At 60.5% G+C, this 16,379-nt stretch carries 15 protein-coding genes and 1 pseudogene; 9 read left to right on the top strand and 7 right to left on the bottom strand.

Annotated elements, in window-relative coordinates; genetic code table 11:
• The 8 genes from hisG to hisIE all read left to right on the top strand — a co-directional run.
• On the top strand, nt 1-167 hold a 167-nt coding region (hisG, locus tag JNL55_RS37580), incomplete at its 5' end, for an ATP phosphoribosyltransferase (protein ID WP_415923212.1).
• 23 nt (nt 168-190) lie between these two features.
• Nucleotides 191-1,498: a histidinol dehydrogenase gene (gene hisD, locus JNL55_RS33050; RefSeq protein WP_415923211.1), complete on the top strand. Its 1,308-nt coding sequence runs from the start codon at nt 191-193 to the stop codon at nt 1,496-1,498.
• Nucleotides 1,495-2,571, top strand: coding sequence for a histidinol-phosphate transaminase (hisC, locus tag JNL55_RS33045; RefSeq protein ID WP_293864827.1), 1,077 nt, complete (start codon nt 1,495-1,497; stop codon nt 2,569-2,571). Before hisD ends, hisC begins: the two co-directional genes overlap by 4 nt.
• A complete protein-coding gene (gene hisB, locus JNL55_RS33040) occupies nt 2,568-3,644 on the top strand; it encodes a bifunctional histidinol-phosphatase/imidazoleglycerol-phosphate dehydratase HisB (protein ID WP_293864824.1) in 1,077 nt (358 codons plus the stop codon). Before hisC ends, hisB begins: the two co-directional genes overlap by 4 nt.
• Nucleotides 3,644-4,249: an imidazole glycerol phosphate synthase subunit HisH gene (gene hisH / locus JNL55_RS33035; RefSeq protein WP_293864821.1), complete on the top strand. Its 606-nt coding sequence runs from the start codon at nt 3,644-3,646 to the stop codon at nt 4,247-4,249. Before hisB ends, hisH begins: the two co-directional genes overlap by 1 nt.
• 7 nt (nt 4,250-4,256) lie before the next feature.
• Nucleotides 4,257-5,015 (top strand): 1-(5-phosphoribosyl)-5-[(5-phosphoribosylamino)methylideneamino]imidazole-4-carboxamide isomerase, encoded by a 759-nt coding sequence (gene hisA, locus JNL55_RS33030; RefSeq protein ID WP_293864818.1) that lies wholly within the window; start codon nt 4,257-4,259, stop codon nt 5,013-5,015.
• A complete protein-coding gene (gene hisF, locus JNL55_RS33025) occupies nt 4,979-5,746 on the top strand; it encodes an imidazole glycerol phosphate synthase subunit HisF (protein ID WP_415923210.1) in 768 nt (255 codons plus the stop codon). The genes hisA and hisF overlap by 37 nt, the downstream gene beginning before the upstream one ends.
• Entirely contained in the window at nt 5,743-6,372 is a 630-nt protein-coding gene (gene hisIE, locus JNL55_RS33020; RefSeq protein ID WP_293864812.1) for a bifunctional phosphoribosyl-AMP cyclohydrolase/phosphoribosyl-ATP diphosphatase HisIE, read from the top strand. Before hisF ends, hisIE begins: the two co-directional genes overlap by 4 nt.
• A 93-nt stretch (nt 6,373-6,465) precedes the next feature.
• Here the strand turns inward: hisIE and JNL55_RS33015 are convergent, their stop codons facing one another.
• From JNL55_RS33015 to JNL55_RS32990, 6 genes are all read right to left on the bottom strand, one after another.
• On the bottom strand, nt 6,466-7,251 hold the full coding sequence (locus tag JNL55_RS33015) for a DUF4198 domain-containing protein (protein WP_293864809.1): 786 nt from the start codon (nt 7,249-7,251) through the stop codon (nt 6,466-6,468).
• 24 nt (nt 7,252-7,275) lie between these two features.
• The gene (locus tag JNL55_RS33010; protein WP_293864806.1) at nt 7,276-9,597 is read right to left on the bottom strand and encodes a TonB-dependent hemoglobin/transferrin/lactoferrin family receptor; all 2,322 of its coding nucleotides are present in this window, start codon (nt 9,595-9,597) and stop codon (nt 7,276-7,278) included.
• A gap of 90 nt (nt 9,598-9,687) precedes the next feature.
• Nucleotides 9,688-10,632, bottom strand: coding sequence for an EF-hand domain-containing protein (locus JNL55_RS33005; protein ID WP_293864803.1), 945 nt, complete (start codon nt 10,630-10,632; stop codon nt 9,688-9,690).
• A 221-nt stretch (nt 10,633-10,853) separates the two neighbouring features.
• Nucleotides 10,854-11,828 carry a copper resistance protein B gene (locus JNL55_RS33000; RefSeq protein WP_293864800.1) on the bottom strand — a complete coding sequence of 325 codons (975 nt, stop codon included), beginning with the start codon at nt 11,826-11,828 and terminating at the stop codon, nt 10,854-10,856.
• Complete coding sequence (locus JNL55_RS32995) at nt 11,825-13,693, bottom strand: copper resistance system multicopper oxidase (RefSeq protein WP_322111067.1); 1,869 nt, start codon at nt 13,691-13,693, stop codon at nt 11,825-11,827. The genes JNL55_RS33000 and JNL55_RS32995 overlap by 4 nt, the downstream gene beginning before the upstream one ends.
• Nucleotides 13,694-13,785: 92 nt before the next feature.
• Nucleotides 13,786-14,190, bottom strand: a complete 405-nt coding sequence (locus JNL55_RS32990) for a CopL family metal-binding regulatory protein (RefSeq protein ID WP_293864794.1) — start codon at nt 14,188-14,190, stop codon at nt 13,786-13,788.
• A gap of 188 nt (nt 14,191-14,378) precedes the next feature.
• On the opposite strand from JNL55_RS32990, the gene JNL55_RS32985 reads away from it, so the two are divergent.
• Nucleotides 14,379-14,900: an EF-hand domain-containing protein gene (locus JNL55_RS32985; RefSeq protein WP_293864792.1), complete on the top strand. Its 522-nt coding sequence runs from the start codon at nt 14,379-14,381 to the stop codon at nt 14,898-14,900.
• Nucleotides 14,901-14,997: 97 nt separating this feature from the next.
• Here the strand turns inward: JNL55_RS32985 and JNL55_RS32980 are convergent.
• A pseudogene (locus tag JNL55_RS32980) lies at nt 14,998-16,379 on the bottom strand (bifunctional aspartate kinase/diaminopimelate decarboxylase); the annotation flags it as partial.

The raw sequence follows: 16,379 nt of genomic DNA, 5'->3' as shown, positions 1-16,379 counted from the left end.
TGCCCGGTAGCGAATATCCCACCATCGTGCCGCTCGACGGTAACGCTGACAAAGTCGCCGTGCATGCCGTGTGTCGAGAGAACGTGTTCTGGGAAACCCTGGAAAGTCTGAAGAAGGCCGGCGCCAGCGCGATACTGGTATTGCCGGTCGAGAAGATGTTGGCCTGAGCCGAGTGAGGTCCGCCGTGAGTTTGTCGTTGTTGGAGTGGTCGAGTTTACCCGCGGTCGAGCGGCTGGCTGCCTTGCGGCGGCCGGCGCAAGCGGATACCGACGCCTTGCATCGACGCGTCAGCGAGATCATCAAAGATGTCCGCGCTCGCGGCGACGAAGCTCTGTTCGACTTCACAGCTCGTTTCGACGGCGTGAAGTTGCAGTCCCTCGAAGTCGACGCCGCTGAATTCGCTGCCGCTGAAGGCGCACTCAACGCCGAACAACGCGCCGCGTTGGAACGCGCCATCAGCAACGTTCGTCGTTTCCACGAAGCGCAGGTCAGCAACTCCTTGCGCGTCGAAATGTCTCCAGGCGTCGTGTGCGAACGTCACTTCCGCGCCATCGATGCAGTCGGTCTGTATGTGCCCGCCGGCGTAGCTCCCCTGCCCTCCACGGCAGTCATGTTGGCCGTTCCTGCAAGCGTTGCTGGCTGCCCCACACGCATCATTTGCACGCCGCCTCGCAAAGACGGCACAGCAGATCCCGCTGTCCTCGTGGCAGCAAAACTCTGCGGTGTGACTCGCGTGTTCAAAGTCGGTGGCGCGCAGGCCGTGGCTGCGATGGCCTATGGCACAGCCTCTATTCCGAAAGTCGACAAAGTGTTCGGCCCCGGCAACTCGTGGGTTACCGCCGCGAAAATCCTCGCTGCGAATGATCCAGACGGCGCCGCACTCGATCTACCTGCCGGCCCGTCGGAAGTGCTGGTCATCGCCGACGAAAAGGCCGATGCCGAATTCGTCGCCGCCGACCTGCTCGCTCAAGCCGAACACAGCGCCGACGCCCAAGCCATTCTGGTCACCACGTCGCGTGCTCTCGCCGAAGCGACCTTGATTCAACTCGAAGCACAGATGAAAAGACTCGGCCGCGAAAGCACGCTGCGCCAGTCCATCAATCACGCTCGCCTGTTCCTCGTAGACAACTTGGAATCGGCCTTCGAGCTGAGCAACGCCTACGCACCCGAACACTTGATCGTTCAAGTCGCTCAAGCTCGTGAGTGGTTGCCCAAGATCCGCAACGCCGGCTCTGTGTTCCTCGGTGCGTGGACGCCGGAAACCATGGGTGACTACTGCAGCGGCACCAATCACGTGCTGCCGACCTATGGCTTCGCCCGCGCCTACAGCGGATTGTCGTTGGTCGACTTCCAGAAGCGTATGACCGTGCAGGAACTCACTGCCGACGGCCTGCGCGATCTGGGCCCGACTGCTGTCACCATCGCTGGCCTCGAAGGCCTCGACGCACATGCCAACGCGGTGCAAGTGCGCCTGCGCCAACTCGCGAATCCGTCATGAACCCGATCTTGAAGCTTGCTCGGCCCGACATCCTGTCGTTGCAACAGTATCAACACGCGGCTTGGGACCCGACCTTGGAGCGCATGCACGCCAACGAAATGCCGTGGCGTGCCGATGGCGACCGCTCCGGTGCCGGCCTCAACCGTTATCCCGAACCGCAGCCCGACGCGCTGATTCATCATCTGGCGAAATTGTACGGCGTCGAGCCGAAGCAAGTGCTCGCCGGCCGCGGCAGCGATGAAGGCATCGATCTATTGGTGCGCGCGTTCTGTCGCGCTGGCCAGGACAGTGTGCTGATCTGCCCGCCTACCTTCGGCATGTACAAAGTGTCGGCTCGTATTCAAGGCGCTGGTGTGATCGAAGTGCCGCTGCTGAAAGAGCGAGGCTTTGAACTCGACACGCAAGCGGTGCTAGCGGCGTGGAATGAGAATGTGAAGCTAGTGTTCGTCTGCACGCCGAACAACCCGACCGGCAACCTGCTGGATCGCGCCTCCGTCGAAGCATTGTGCTCTCAGCTCAGCAACAAGGCGTTGGTAGTCGTCGATGAGGCGTATATCGAATTCGCCGACGTGCCGAGCATGTCGCAGGATCTGGCGCGCTTTCCGAATCTAGTAATCCTGCGCACGCTGTCGAAAGCATATGCATTGGCCGGCGCACGTTGTGGCGCACTGCTCGCACACGAAGACATCATCAGCCTGCTCGCTCGAGTCATCACGCCGTATGCGCTGCCGACCCAAACCATCGATGCAGTGTTGCAGTTCACGGATGAAGAACACGTCGCAGAATCCAAGGAACGCATCGCTCAGATATTGAGTGAGCGCGCTCGACTGGTTGAACGACTCGCACCGCTGCCGCTGATTCGTCAGGTGTGGGCCAGCGATTCCAATTTCATTCTGGTGGATTGTCACGATGCCGACGCAGTGTTGCGTGCCGCGCTCGGCGCCGGCTTGATCATTCGCGACCCGCGCTCGCAGCCCGGACTGAGCACCAGCTTGCGCATTTCCATCGGCACGCCGGAACAAAACGATCGGCTCATCCTCGGCGTCGCCCGAGCTTCGGGAGTGGCAGCATGAGCGGGCAACGCGTTTTGTTCATCGATCGCGACGGCACCATCATCAAGGAGCCGGCCGACAAACAGATCGATAGCTTGCAAAAGCTGCGGCTGGTGCCGGACGTGATCGTGGGCTTGCAGCGCCTGCGCGATGCTGGCTACACGCTGGTGATGGTGAGCAATCAGGACGGTCTCGGCACGGCCAGCTTCCCGGAGCCCACCTTCCGCGAGCCGCATGAATTTCTGCGTGAGTTGCTGGTCTCGCAAGGCATCGTGTTCGCCGAAGAGTTCATCTGCCCGCACACGCCAGCAGACAACTGCCAGTGCCGCAAGCCCAAGACCGGCTTGCTCGACGACTATCTGCGCGCCAAGCCCATCGACAAGCAACACAGCTACGTCATCGGCGACCGGGAAACCGACCTGGAGTTGGCTCGTAACCTGGGCATCGAAGGCATTCGCATCCGCACGGATGAAACGCCCGGCGACACCTGGCCTGAGATCGTTGCTCGGCTCACAGCGAAAGCTCGCGTGGCCACCGTGACGCGCAAGACCAAGGAAACCGACATCAAGGTCGAAGTGGATCTGGATCGCGAATTGCCCATCCATGTCGACACGGGCCTGGGCTTTTTCGATCACATGCTGGAGCAGATCGCCAAGCACGGCGGCTTCTCGCTGCAGCTCACCTGCAAGGGCGACTTGCACATCGACGAGCATCACACCGTCGAAGACTGCGCCTTGGCCCTGGGCCAGGCGTTGAAACAGGCGCTCGGCGACAAGCGCGGCATTCATCGCTACGGCTTCTTGTTGCCCATGGACGAAGCGCTGGCACAGGTCGCCATCGATCTGTCGGGCCGGCCGTATTTCGTGTTCGAAGGTCAGTTCGGTCGCGATAGCGTCGGCCAGTTGCCCACCGAGCTGGTACCGCACTTTTTCCGTTCGCTCGCCGAGACGCTCGGCGCGTCCATCAACCTCAAGGTTCAGGGCGACAACACTCATCACATGATCGAAGCCTTGTTCAAAGGCGTCGGTCGTACACTGCGCCAGGCATTCCGCATCACGGACACGGAATTGCCCAGCACCAAGGGTACGTTGTAATGCAGCTCGCGATCATCGACAGTGGCGGTGCCAACATCGCTTCCCTCCGCTACGCCATCGACCGCCTCGGCGTGGCTTCGGAGTTGACCACCGATCCCGAAAAGGTGCGTGCGGCTTCGCATGTGATCCTGCCTGGCGTCGGCGCCGCGGCCGATTGCATGGGGCGCTTGCAACGCATTCCCGGTTTGGTGGACACGATTCGTAAGCTGCGCCAGCCCATGCTCGGCATCTGCGTCGGCATGCAGCTGTTGTTCGAGTCTTCGGAAGAAGGTGAAGTGCCTTGCCTCGGCTTGCTGCCGGGCCGCGTGCGACGCTTTGCCGATCGCGAGGAACTGCCGGTGCCGCACATGGGTTGGAATCAGCTCGAGTTCGAGCCCGGCTCGCCGCTGCTCAAAGACATCAATCCCGGCGATCATGTTTATTTCGTGCACAGCTATTCCGCGCCGGTCAGCCCGCTGACGGTGGCTACGTCCAACTATGGCGAGCCGTTCTCGGCGCTGGTCCAAAGCGGCAACGTGTTCGGTGCGCAGTTCCATCCGGAACGTTCGGCGCGCATCGGCTCGCTGCTGCTACGTAACTTCCTTCAATTGCAACCGACACACTGAACCCATCATGGAGCTGATTCCCGCCATCGATCTCAAAGACGGCCGTTGTGTGCGCCTGTTCAAGGGCGACTTCGCCGCCGAGACGGTGTATTCCAACGATCCTGCCGAAATTCTGGCCCGCTATCGGGGCTTCGGCGCGCGCCGCATTCATGTCGTCGATCTGGACGGCGCGAAGGACGGCACGCAAGCCAATCGCGATGTCATCGTGAAGTTCGCCAGCGACCGCTCGCTGAAACTTCAAGTCGGCGGCGGCCTGCGCTCGCTGGATCGCGTCAAAGCCCTGTTGGATGCCGACGTGGAACGCGCCGTCATTGGCAGCGTCGCCATCAATTCGCCCGATGTGGTGATTTCTTGGCTATCGGAAGTCGACCCCACGCGAGTAGTACTCGCTTTGGATGTGCGACTGGACGAATCGGGCGTGCCGATGCTCACGACACACGGCTGGCAACAAACCAGCACGGTGAGTCTGTGGGCCATCGTCGAACGTTTCATGCGCTCGGGCATCGCTCATGTGCTGTGCACTGACGTTGCCAGAGACGGCGCCTTGACCGGCCCGAACTTCGAGTTGTATGCGGAAGCGGTGCGCCGCTTTCCGGAGTTGCAGTGGCAGGCGTCGGGCGGTGTTGCCACCGCGCACGATCTGGTCGCCCTGCGTGAATGCGGCGTTGCTGCCGTGATCAGCGGCAAAGCGCTGCTGGAAAACAAGATTTCTTCTGAGGAGTTGCGGCCATTCTTGCCAAACGCATCATCCCCTGCCTCGACGTAAGAGACGGGCAGGTCGTCAAAGGCGTGCGCTTCCGCGATCACGTGGTCGTGGGCGACATCCTCGAACTGGCGACGCGCTATCGCGACGAAGGCGCCGACGAACTGGTGTTCTACGACATCACCGCGAGCCCGGATGGGCGCACGGTGGATCGCAGCTGGATTCGCCGGATTGCTCGCATTCTGGATATTCCTTTCTGTGTGGCCGGTGGCATTCGCAGCGTCAGCGACGCTGAAGAAGTGCTCGGCGAAGGCGCTGAGAAGGTGTCGATCAATTCGCCTGCCATTGCTGATCCCGAACTGATCGGCCGACTGAGCGCCCGCTTTGGCGCGCAGTGTGTGGTGGTCGGTATCGATAGCCAGACGGTGGACGGGAACTATCAGGTGTATCAATTCACCGGCGATCCTGAGCGCACTCGGAACACAGCCAAGAAGACGTTGGACTGGGTGCGTGAAGTTCAGGACCTGGGCGCTGGAGAGATCGTGCTCAATTGCATGGCCAGCGATGGCGTGCGCAAGGGCTATGACATCGCACAGCTCAGCGCTGTGCGAGCACAGTGTCGAGTGCCGCTGATCGCGTCAGGTGGTGCTGGATCGAAGGAACACTTTTCCAGTGTGTTCCATGAGGCGAAGGTCGATGGAGCGCTGGCGGCTAGCGTGTTCCACACTGGCGTGTTGCCGATTCCGGAGTTGAAGAGCTACCTGCGAGAGCAGGCCATCGAGGTTCGGCCATGAAGCTCGATCAGATCGATTCGTTCGATTGGAGCAAGGGCGATGGCTTGCTGCCTGCAGTTGTGCAGGATGCGACCAATGGGCGCGTGCTCATGCTTGGTTATATGAACCGAGAGGCTTTGCGAAAGACGCTTGGTGAGAAGCGAGTGACGTTCTATAGCCGCAGCAAGCAGCGGTTGTGGACTAAGGGTGAGACGTCCAGCAACTTCCTTAACTTGGTCGATGCGGCCATCGATTGCGACAACGACACTCTGCTCATCACTGCCCGGCCGGACGGCCCGACGTGCCATAACGGCACGGATAGCTGCTTCGGTGACGCTATTGGCACTACGGCTACTCAGCTTGCCTTCTTATCGCGGTTGGAGTCCGTCATCGAGAAGCGTGTTAGTGAGCGGCCTGAAGGCAGCTACACCGCGCGCTTGTGGGCTGATGGTAAGACTCGGATGGCTCAGAAGGTCGGCGAAGAAGGTGTTGAGGTTGCTCTCGCTGCTGTTACTCAGCCTGACGATAAGCTTATTGGCGAGGCTGCTGACTTGCTGTTTCACTTAACGCTCTTGCTCAAGAGCCGAGAGCTGTCGTTGGCTCACGTCGTCGCTGAGTTGGAAAAGCGGCACGCTGCTAAGAGTTAATAAGAGTTAAGAGGCGTCGGTGGTTCGCGTCGCCTGGAGGGTCGGTCGGCCCTCCAGCCGACGCCGATGCGTACGACGGCGTTGCAAAGCCTCCTACTCTGTAGCCTCCAACACCACGGAGTACGTGTAACTCACTCCCTGCTGACTATCCTTGGCCGGCGTCGGCCGATGGCGGGACATCGCCAAGTACACACCCGGTTTATCCGGCTTGAAACTAAACCGCCCAGCCTTGTCACTAATCACCTCGGCGAAGGCCTTCTTATCCGAATACCTCGCCTGACCCGTGTAAACCGACACGGCATGTCCAGCGAGCGGCTTGCCATCGAATAGCACTTCGAACGAAACCTCCTTGCCGACGAAGATCGAGTTGGGGTGCGACAGCACCCGATACTCCAATCCGCTGCCACGCGGGGCCAACACTTGCTCAGAAGGTTTCCCCTGCGTCACATAAACATCCGACACAGTGATGCTCTGAACGTCGTAGGTCTTCGCGCCGGCAGGCGCGGAGTCTTTCGGGCTGAGGAACTTCCAATCGCCATCGACCCACGCAGCCTTGGCGGTGCGACCGCCGCGCTTCCCGGTGGAGATGCGATAAGTCCCCTGCTCTTTCGTCTCAGCTTCAAGGATAGCGAGGTCACGCGTGTAGACAGGCGTCAAAGCCTGTTTAGCCCCGGTGGGCGTGAGCACGTGATAGTCGTCCGACTTCATCGCCACGTCTGGCTCGAAGAAGTCTTCAGTGAAGCTCCCCAGCACCGTCACGTGATCCCGTTTGCCCAGATCGAACAAGTTCGGCAGCAAGTAAGGCGAATGCGCCTGCGCGCCGCTGAACCACAACAACGCAGCACCTAAAGAGAGCCGCGCCAAACGAAGGTTAGTCATGCAATCGATCTCCAAACCCAATGATCAGAACTGCCAGGCCAGCGACACGCGGAAATTCCGGCCGGGCTCGGTGTAGCGACCGATGCCGTCGCCCGTGACGTAGCCGTACAGCGTGGTCGTGCCTTCGTGGACATAGCGGACGCGGGGCCAAAGCTTGTACTTCTCGTCGAACACGTTGTAGACACCGGCGTTCAACTTCAGGCCTTTGATGATCTCGAGCTCGCCGAACAGGTCCAGCGTGGTGTATGCATCGCTCAAGTAGTCCGGCACCAACGATTGGAAGAAATCGTTGCTTTCGGTGAGCGTCGCGTCTTCGAGTTTCTTCGCCTCGGCATGAGAGATGTTGCCGGTGAGCGACCACCGCTGCGTCGGCGAGTCATAGCGCAAGCCCAGCACGCCGGTGGCCGGCACGATGCTCGGCAACGGATCGCCGTTCTTCTTCTCGCCTTCGCTGTAGGCCCACGCCAGTCGCGCCGACCATTGCTGAGTAATCAGCCAGCGGCCTTCGACTTCGACGCCCTTGACGGTAACTTCGCCGGCGTTGGCCGGCATGAAGTATTCGTTGCCTTGAGTGACCGTGCAGTTGGTGCCGACGCAGGTTCGATACTGTCTGTCCGGGTTCTGGATGAAAGTCGTGGTCTCGACAAAGTTGCTGTACTTGTCACGAAACAGCGAAATGCCGAGCGCATGACTTTCCGACTGCCAGCGATAGCCGAGTTCGGCGTTCAAGCTGTCTTCGGCTTCGAGATTGGGATTGGACACCGAATCCCACAACGTGACCTGGTTGCCGGTAGCAACGTCGGTCGCCGTGACGGTGGCGGTCGGCGAGTACAACTCACCAACCGACGGTGCACGGAAGCCGCGACCGACCTGGGCCCACACGGAATGTTCCGGTGTGAACTTGAAGTCGACCCCGACCTGGCCCGTAACCGCGGAGAATTCCAGATCGCGAACGGACCCGGTGGGGTCGACAAACTGAGGACCGGTCTTCGGCGAGTACTCGGTACGGTCGTAGCGAGCACCGGCATGCAACGTCAGCCGGTCGTCGAGCAAGTAGATGCTGTCGCGCAGATAGACGTTGTAGTTGGTGACATCGGTGCGGGGAATTTGATCTGGATCGACGGTCACCGAGCTGGTGGCGCTGGTGGTGCCGATGTATCGGGTATCGACTGCCGAGAACTGCACGTCGCGCTTCTGCCAAGCCAGGCCATAGATCAATGAATGGCTCGCGCTCGCGCCTTTCCAGGCCTTGGTGAAGTCCAGCGCCGAGCGGTCGAGCACTTGGTCGGTGGCGCGGTTCTCGCTGCGTAGGCAAGGCACGACGTTCTGAGCGCAGCCAGTGCCGGCGAGAATCGTCGTCAACGCGCGGCTTTCGGTTTTGACTCGATCCGCGGTCCATTCGAGGCTGTCGAAGAAGGTGTCTGCGTCGTCCCAGCTGTAACGCACACCGTAGCGATCGCGATCGCCGTCGTCATCGGCTCGTCGTGTGAGATAGCCCAAGCCGCCGACGCGCGACAGGTTATTGATATCGTTCTCGGTGCGGCTGTATTCGCCAATCAAGCCGAAGCGTTGGCTGTCGCCGATCAGGAAATCGACTTTGGCCAACACAGTGTCGCTCTCGCGATCGATGGGATCGGGCGTGCGGCGGCCGGAACCGGTGGCAATCGGCGACGAGCTGTACCACGACTCAGCCTCATGACCCCGACGACGCGTATACAGCACCATCGACTCCACCGGACCGGTGCGGTTCGCAAGGGTCGCTGTCGTCATGAGTTCATCGGAACTGCTGGTGTAGCCGGTCTTCACGCGGAAGAAGCTATCGTTGCCGTCCGGGCTCAGATAGTCGTACGGGTCTTTGGTCGTGAACATCACGGCACCACCCAACGCACCGCTGCCGGCGGTGATCGAGTCTGCGCCCTTCACGACTTCGATGTTCTTGAGGGTGTCGATGTCGATGCTGCCACGGCCAGAGCGGAAGAACTCGTAGGCTGGCGTGGTTTCGAGCGACTCGGCGAACGACAAACCGTCGACGGTCAACGCCACGCGATCGCCTTCCAGACCACGGATGTTGAAACCGTTGTCGGCGAAGCGCCCCATGTCGACGATGCTCACGCCTGGGATGTATCGAATCAGGTCTTCGAAGTTCTGCGCCTGCTCATTCTCGAGCGCGGCGGCTTCGACTACCGTCGTGTTGCCCACCGTGGAGCGAGCCTCTTCTTCGGCGGTGACTTTGATCTTGTTGAGTTGCTTGGCCGGCTCGTCGGCTTCAGCGGCAAAGCTCGGTCGCAGCGCCGCCAACAAAGTGGCGGCGACCGCCAAGGACAGGACAGTACTCGAGGTACGCATGGGAATCTCCAGACAAATGGCGTGAAAGCGTTGCCTGGTTGGCGTCGAGCTGACTGGGCGGGTTTCGATCCGATGGAAATCTGTGTGATGTCAGGGCGTCGACACCTGGCTGGTGACAGCACGATCCTCATCGCGGCGCTCGCGGGGCGGCGGCGGATCGTCTTTGGTCACGAGGCCATCTTTGTTGGTGTCGGCGCGTTCGAACATACGCGCGCTCATGGCGAAGTATTCTTCTCGGCTGATGCGGCCGTTCTGGTCGGCGTCGATGGCTTTGAAGCGCACCCGCCCCTGCTTGAGCTGTGCCTGACGACGCTCGGCGATGCGCTCGTTCAAGCGAGCGATGAACTCGTTGGCATATTCATCGTGATCCAGCTTGCCGTCCTTGTTGCTGTCGGTAGCCGCAAAGACCTTGGCGCGCTGCGCATTGTATTGCTCACGGGTGAGCACGTCGTCGCCGTCGTCATCGTAAATCTCGAGCATGCCGGCGAGGTTGTGCGAAGTCGGCATGGAAATCACCGAGCGGCGGCGCGGCGTCTGCTTGTCAGCCGGTTCAGCGTCTTCCTGGGTGATTCGACCATCCTTGTTGCGATCCAAGTGGACGAAGGCTTGGTCGCCGGAATTGTTGTACTCGGCGCGACTCACGAATTTGTCGCCGTCCTTGTCCAGCGCCTTGAAGCGCGTGTCCGTTTGTTTCAGCGAAGCGTTACGCTCGTCGGCAATGTCCTGGTCCAAGCGGACCGCATATTCGTTGAGATATTCGTCGACGGTCAGTGAGCCGTCCTTGTCGCCATCTGCTGTTGCCCAGCGAGCGATACGAACGTTCTCGTACTCGGTGCGCGACACTTTGCCGTCGCCATCGTCGTCCCACGCGCTGATGAACGTGTTGCCGGCATGACCGCCGGTGGGCAGCGCTTGTTCGTCCTTCGCTTGCTCCGCTGCGTGCGCCACGCCGAGCGACAGTGCGACGGCCAGGCTGCAAATGTGCAAGGCACGACGAACCATCAGCGGTGCTGATGCACGAGGAGAAACGAACATGGTGAGGCTCCCTTATTGTCGGACGCACGAAGCGATCCACTGCGGCGGGAGCAATGCCAGCGATCGCTTGGGCTCTCGTCCGATGTGGACTGTGAAGGCTGGCCCGTGAGCTGGCGGCTCGTCGGGAGGCCGACGAGCGCCAGTGATGATAACGATTCTCAACTAGTTGGCAAGTGCTCTGCTAACTGTTCTCTCCTTTTTGTTAAAACCAGGCACCCTTCTTAAAACCAGACACGTAGCCCGGCGACGAATTGGACGTCGTTGGCCGCTTCGCCATGCTGTCGCGCTAGATCGGCGGTCGAGCCGAGCTTCTTCGACCACAGCACGCCGATGTACGGCGCGAATTCTCGCTTGATTTCATAACGCAGGCGCAAGCCGAACTCGGCATCGCTGAATCCTGAACCGATGTGGTTGGCAGGATCGTCTTTGCCGAAAAGTTTCAGCTCGACCTTGGGTTGCAACACCAGGCGCTGAGTCAGAAACATTTCGTATTCGCTGGAGAAGCTGGCGGCCGTGCGGCCTTGCTCACCCACGTATAGCAATGCTTCTACTTCGAACCAATACGGTGCGAGTCCCTGCACGCCGAAAGCGGCCCAGGTTCGCGAAGGACCTTCGCTGAAGTCATGCGCGACGCCTGCTTGCAGGCTCCACCAACGTGCGATCACGCGATCCCACAGCAGCTCGGCGGAGCCTTCGTAGTTGCCTTGGGTGCGTTCGCCTTCGGACTTGAGCAACGCTTTGTTGTAGTCGTTGCCGTAGAAGGCGCGGCCGTCCCAGGCGAACACGTCGCTGCCGTTTGTGTCCCGCCATTCGAGTTGATCGAACAGCGCGAGTCCGTAGGGCGCGTTGTCGTCCATGTCCATCATTTCGATCATGTCCTTCGCCGACATGTCGCCCATCTCATGTTCCGGCGGCGCCGGTGGCACATGCGCCCGCTCGCTTTCAGTGCGCTCGTCGGCGTGCATGGTGTGATGAGAGTGATCTTCCGCCGGCTGCGGCTCGGCGGCGTTGTGCTGTGCATGTTCCTCAGCAACCTTCGTTTCTGCGGCACGATGATGCGCATGAGCATCGTGCTCTTCCTGAGCAGCCTGGCCGTGCACGGCTCCTGATGCTGCTAGAAACACCAGCGTCACACTCACTCGCAGTGTATCGCTCGCGGGTCTCACGCTTGAGGTGTTGTATTTGGCGCCGCTCATGAGTGATCTCCATGAGCGCCGTGGCTCGCACTGCCATCGCCGGGTTCGACATGGACCTCGCGGAACATGCCAGCTTCCATGTGATACAGCAGATGGCAGTGATACGCCCATCGGCCCGGCGCATCCGCCGTCACGGCGTAACTCAGCTTCTGTGCAGGCTGCACATTGACCGTGTGCTTGCGAACCTGGAACTTGCCGGATGCATCTTCGAGCTCGCTCCACATGCCATGCAGGTGAATCGGATGCGTCATCATCGAATCGTTCACTAGCGTGATTCGCAGCCGCTCGCCGAGGCGGAACTTCAGTGGCGTGGCTTCGGAGAACTTCTGGCCGTTGAACGACCAAACAAACCGTTCCATGTGGCCAGTCAGATGCAGCTGGATTTCGCGAGCCGGCTCACGACGATCGATAGGCCCACCGATGGTGTGCAGATCGGCGTATGTGAGTACGCGACGACCGTTGTTTCTCAAGCCCGGGCCGGGGTCGTCCAAGCCAATGTTCGGCTGCTCGACTTGCATGTCGAGCATGGGCGAGCGCTCGGACGCAGGATGCTCGAACGACGACGCAGAGCCGTGTCCCATCGCGGCGTGATCGACCGCAGGCGACGAGTCATGACCAGCGTGCGGATCCGCCGCGCCGTGATTCATCTGGCTATGATCGACCGGCCGTGGCCCGGATGATTCGTGCCCCTGGCTGTGGTCGACAGGACCTGGCGCTGAAGCTCCGTGGGAGCCATGCGACATCCCCATGTCCTGCATCGTCAGCAACGGTCTCGGATCCAGCGGTGGAATCTCCGCTTCCAAGCCAGCACTGGGCGACAGCGTCCCACGCGCATAACCTGAACGATCCATGGCCTGCGCGAAGATCGTGTAAGCACGATCATCTTTCGGCTCGACGATGACGTCATACGTCTCCGCCGCGCCAATGCGAAACTCATCGACGGTCACCGGCTCAACATCCTGACCGTCGTTCGCCACCACCGTCAGCTTCAATCCCGGAATCCGCACATCGAAGAACGACATCGACGAGCCATTGATGAACCGCAGCCGCACACGCTCACCGCGCGAGAACAAACCCGTCCAATTCCCGGTGGGAGTAACTCCATTCATCAGATAGGTGTACGCATAGCCGGACACATCGAGCATGTCCGTGGGATTCATGCGCATTTGTCCCCACATGGCGCGGTCTGCAACGGTCGAGTTCAAACCGTTCTTCCGCGCATCGGCAAAGAAGTCGCCGGCAGTGCGACGGTCGAAGTTGTAATAATCGCTATGCTTCTTGAGCACCGAGAAAATGCGCTCAGGATCCAGGTCCGTCCAATCGGACAGCATCACCACGTAATCGCGCTCAGTGGGAAAGCGCTCGCCCCCTTTGCGTTCGATCACGATGGGCCCGTACAGCCCGGTCTGTTCCTGAAAACGCGAGTGCGCGTGATACCAGTAAGTGCCTGACTGGTTCACCTTGAAGCGATACAGATACTCGCCACCGCTTGGGATACCGGCAAAGCTCAACCCAGGCACGCCATCCATGTCGGCCGGCAGAATCATGCCGTGCCAATGAATGGAGCTGCGGGCCGCCAGTCGATTCGCAACACGTAACGTAACAGTGTCGCCCTCGCGCCAACGTAGTAGCGGCGCGGGAATCTGCCCGTTGACGACGGTACCGATTCGTTTGTTGCCCGTGAAGTTGAAGGGGGCTTCTCCGATCTGTAGATCGAAGTGCGAGCCAGTGAGCACAGTCTGCGTCTGACTCTGCGCCCACGCGTCTCTATGCGAGGTGCCCAAAACGAACAGCCCGGCTCCAGCCGCTTGCAAAAAACCTCTACGCGAGAGCTGCGGCAGGCGCGCTCGCGACGATTGCATCATCGATGACATGAACACTCTCTTGAACGAAAACGTCGACATGCGCAGACCGCACCCGCAGGTGAGTCGCGCTCAGTAGCGATCGATCGAGAGAATCAGGCGGGAGGTCGGAATACCCTGGACGGGCGCTGTGAGATCAGGCCGTCCGCGCCGTTGGGCAGGCGCAAGAGTGTGGTAGCGATGGGACTAAAAGCGGGAGCGTCCAGCGCCGCGCAAGGAACATGCAGGCAAGGACATTCGCAGTCACCGGACTTGCAGCAGTCTGCTTCGCCCGTGGCGTCCCCATTGGCATCGATTGAATCGCCACCGTGATGAGCTGACGGCATCTGCATGGCACCGGCTTCATGCTCAGCGCAATCTGCGACCGCCGTGACCGCCATCGACGCATGCTCGTCCGCTGACATGCCGTTCATGGGCATGGCATGGCCCAGCTCGCCGATGACCAGACGGGCCACCAGCAAGAAGATCAGGCTCCAGCGCTGCCAGAACAAGTTACGCACCGGTGCAGGGTACCGTCCGACGCCGCATCGCGCAATGACACGCGTGGGATCCCCGGACACGGTGTCGGACATCCCTGCGGGCAACGACTTATGTCTGTAACCGCTTCGGAACTTGCCCGCAGGCGCCACGTTGAAAGGGAACTCAACACTGCAGGGGTCTCACCATGAAATCTACGGCTTCGAAGTCTATGACTTCAAAACTCATTCCGCTCGCGATAGCCAGCATCCTGTGCGGCGTGGCCGTGGCCGGCGGCGGCAAAGACGACCCCATGAAAATGATGGACAAGGATGGCGACGGCAAGATCACGGCAATGGAACACGCCGACGGCGCCAAGATGATGTTCAGCAAGATGGACAGCAACAAGGACGGCCAGGTAACGGCCCAGGAAATGGACGCTGCGCACGCCATGATGAAGGACAAGGATCATGCCCCGGCCCGCACCGCCGACTCGCGCCCGGAGTCGGAAAAGATGCAGGACAAGAAAGCCTACGATCAAACCGGCACGGGCAAGAGCATGCCCAAGGAAATGTCTTCCGCGCAGAAGATCGCCGTCATGGACACCAACAATGACGGCAAGTTGAGCGCGGCTGAGCATGCGGCCGGCGCCAAACAGATGTTCTCGAAGATGGATGCGGATCATGACGGCACGTTGACTGCGCAAGAGTTGCGCGAAGGTCATCGAACCGAAATGACAGCTAGCGACGAGTAACGGCGCCGCTGTCAGCAAAGCGCTCCGGTCATTGCGACCGGGCATGTCGGTGAAGCGGGCCCCATTGTCAGGGCCCGCTTTGCTTTTCAGCAGACGGTTAGATCAGCACCTCGATCGCCGGCTCTCGCAAGTTATAGGTCGAGCTCATCGCTCGGCCATAGGCACCGGCGGTAGCGATCAACAGCACATCGCCTTCTTGTGTCGGCGGCAGCAAGCGATCCGTGCCGAGCTGATCGCCCGACTCACAAATCGGGCCGACCACGTTCACGACCTCAGTAGCAAGATCGTCCAGCCGGCTCAGATTCACGATCTCATGATGCGCGCCGTACAACGCCGGGCGAATCAGCGAGTTCATGCCGGTTGCGACACCGACGTAGTGCACCTCGCCCTTGCCCTTCAACTGCGTCACCTGAGCCAGCAACACGCCCGCTTCGGCCACCAGATAACGGCCCGGCTCGATCCACAACGACAACTTCGGATGGGCCGCCTTCAACGCAGCGAGCGTTTCGCCGAACTCAGAGAGCACCACGCCCTGCTGACCCAGGCGTTCTGGCACGCCGAGACCACCGCCGAGATCGACGATACGCACATCCTTGAAGCGATCCGTGAGCGAAGTGAGGGTGTCGCCCACCGACTTCCAGTTATCGACGGTAAACACGCCACTACCTGTGTGTGCATGCAGACCGATGACGCGGGCACCCGAAGCCTTCACCAGACGTTCCAGCTCGTCCAGCTCGAACAGCGGTACGCCGAACTTGGAATGCACACCGGCAGTGCGCACCTTGTCGTGATGACCGCGGCCGTAACCCGTGTCGATGCGAACGAACACGTCGCGCCCCTTGAACAGCTCCGGCCAGGCCTTGAGCGGATGCAAGTTATCGAGCGTCACCCAAATGCCCTGCTGCAACCCCCATTCATACTCGGCACGCGGCGCGAAGTTGGGCGTGAACAGAATCTTTTTCTTGTCGAGCGACGGCACAGTCTTCATCACATGCTCAACCTCGAAGCGCGACACGCACTCGAAGCCCAAGCCTTGCTCGGCGAACAGCTTGACGATTTCCGGATGCCAGTTGGCTTTGAGCGCGTAGAACACGCCTTCGATGCCCGGCAGCGCACGCAGTGCCTTCGCCTTCGCAGTCAACGTCGCGCGGTCGTAGACGAACGCGGCGCTGTGCTCGCGGCCCAGTGCAATCAGGTCGTCGCGGCGGTCATGCCACCACTGCTTCACGTCGACCGCGCCCTTGTCCTTGGGACCGTACAGCTCTTCCCAAGTTGGGCCGAGCACTCGATCCGCCGTCATCTTCTGAATGGCGATGTCGTGCAGGCGCGAGACCAAACGGTCGCCCTGCGCTTCTTCCACGACGAACGTGATGTTCAGGTCGTTGGCAGCCTGAGTCACCAGGTAGATCTTCTGTTCCTCGAACAGCTCCAGCGCCTCGCCGAGCCGATGCAGGATGGCGCGAATGTTTCTTCCGACCA

This window comes from Steroidobacter sp. (genome assembly GCF_016790065.1).
Lineage (GTDB): Bacteria > Pseudomonadota > Gammaproteobacteria > Steroidobacterales > Steroidobacteraceae > Steroidobacter.
This window is presented reverse-complemented; position numbering and strand designations above follow the sequence as displayed.

Bases quoted from the DNA above. Each gene is read 5' to 3' on its own strand.
- hisC (WP_293864827.1), top strand. From the start codon at position 1,495: ATGAACCCGATCTTGAAGCTTGCTCGGCCCGACATCCTGTCGTTGCAA.
- JNL55_RS32985 (WP_293864792.1), top strand. From the start codon at position 14,379: ATGACTTCAAAACTCATTCCGCTCGCGATAGCCAGCATCCTGTGCGGC.
- hisA (WP_293864818.1), top strand. From the start codon at position 4,257: ATGGAGCTGATTCCCGCCATCGATCTCAAAGACGGCCGTTGTGTGCGC.
- hisIE (WP_293864812.1), top strand. From the start codon at position 5,743: ATGAAGCTCGATCAGATCGATTCGTTCGATTGGAGCAAGGGCGATGGC.
- hisH (WP_293864821.1), top strand. From the start codon at position 3,644: ATGCAGCTCGCGATCATCGACAGTGGCGGTGCCAACATCGCTTCCCTC.
- JNL55_RS33010 (WP_293864806.1), bottom strand. From the start codon at position 9,597: ATGCGTACCTCGAGTACTGTCCTGTCCTTGGCGGTCGCCGCCACTTTG.
- JNL55_RS33005 (WP_293864803.1), bottom strand. From the start codon at position 10,632: ATGTTCGTTTCTCCTCGTGCATCAGCACCGCTGATGGTTCGTCGTGCC.
- hisB (WP_293864824.1), top strand. From the start codon at position 2,568: ATGAGCGGGCAACGCGTTTTGTTCATCGATCGCGACGGCACCATCATC.
- JNL55_RS32995 (WP_322111067.1), bottom strand. From the start codon at position 13,693: ATGATGCAATCGTCGCGAGCGCGCCTGCCGCAGCTCTCGCGTAGAGGT.
- JNL55_RS33000 (WP_293864800.1), bottom strand. From the start codon at position 11,828: ATGAGCGGCGCCAAATACAACACCTCAAGCGTGAGACCCGCGAGCGAT.
- JNL55_RS33015 (WP_293864809.1), bottom strand. From the start codon at position 7,251: ATGACTAACCTTCGTTTGGCGCGGCTCTCTTTAGGTGCTGCGTTGTTG.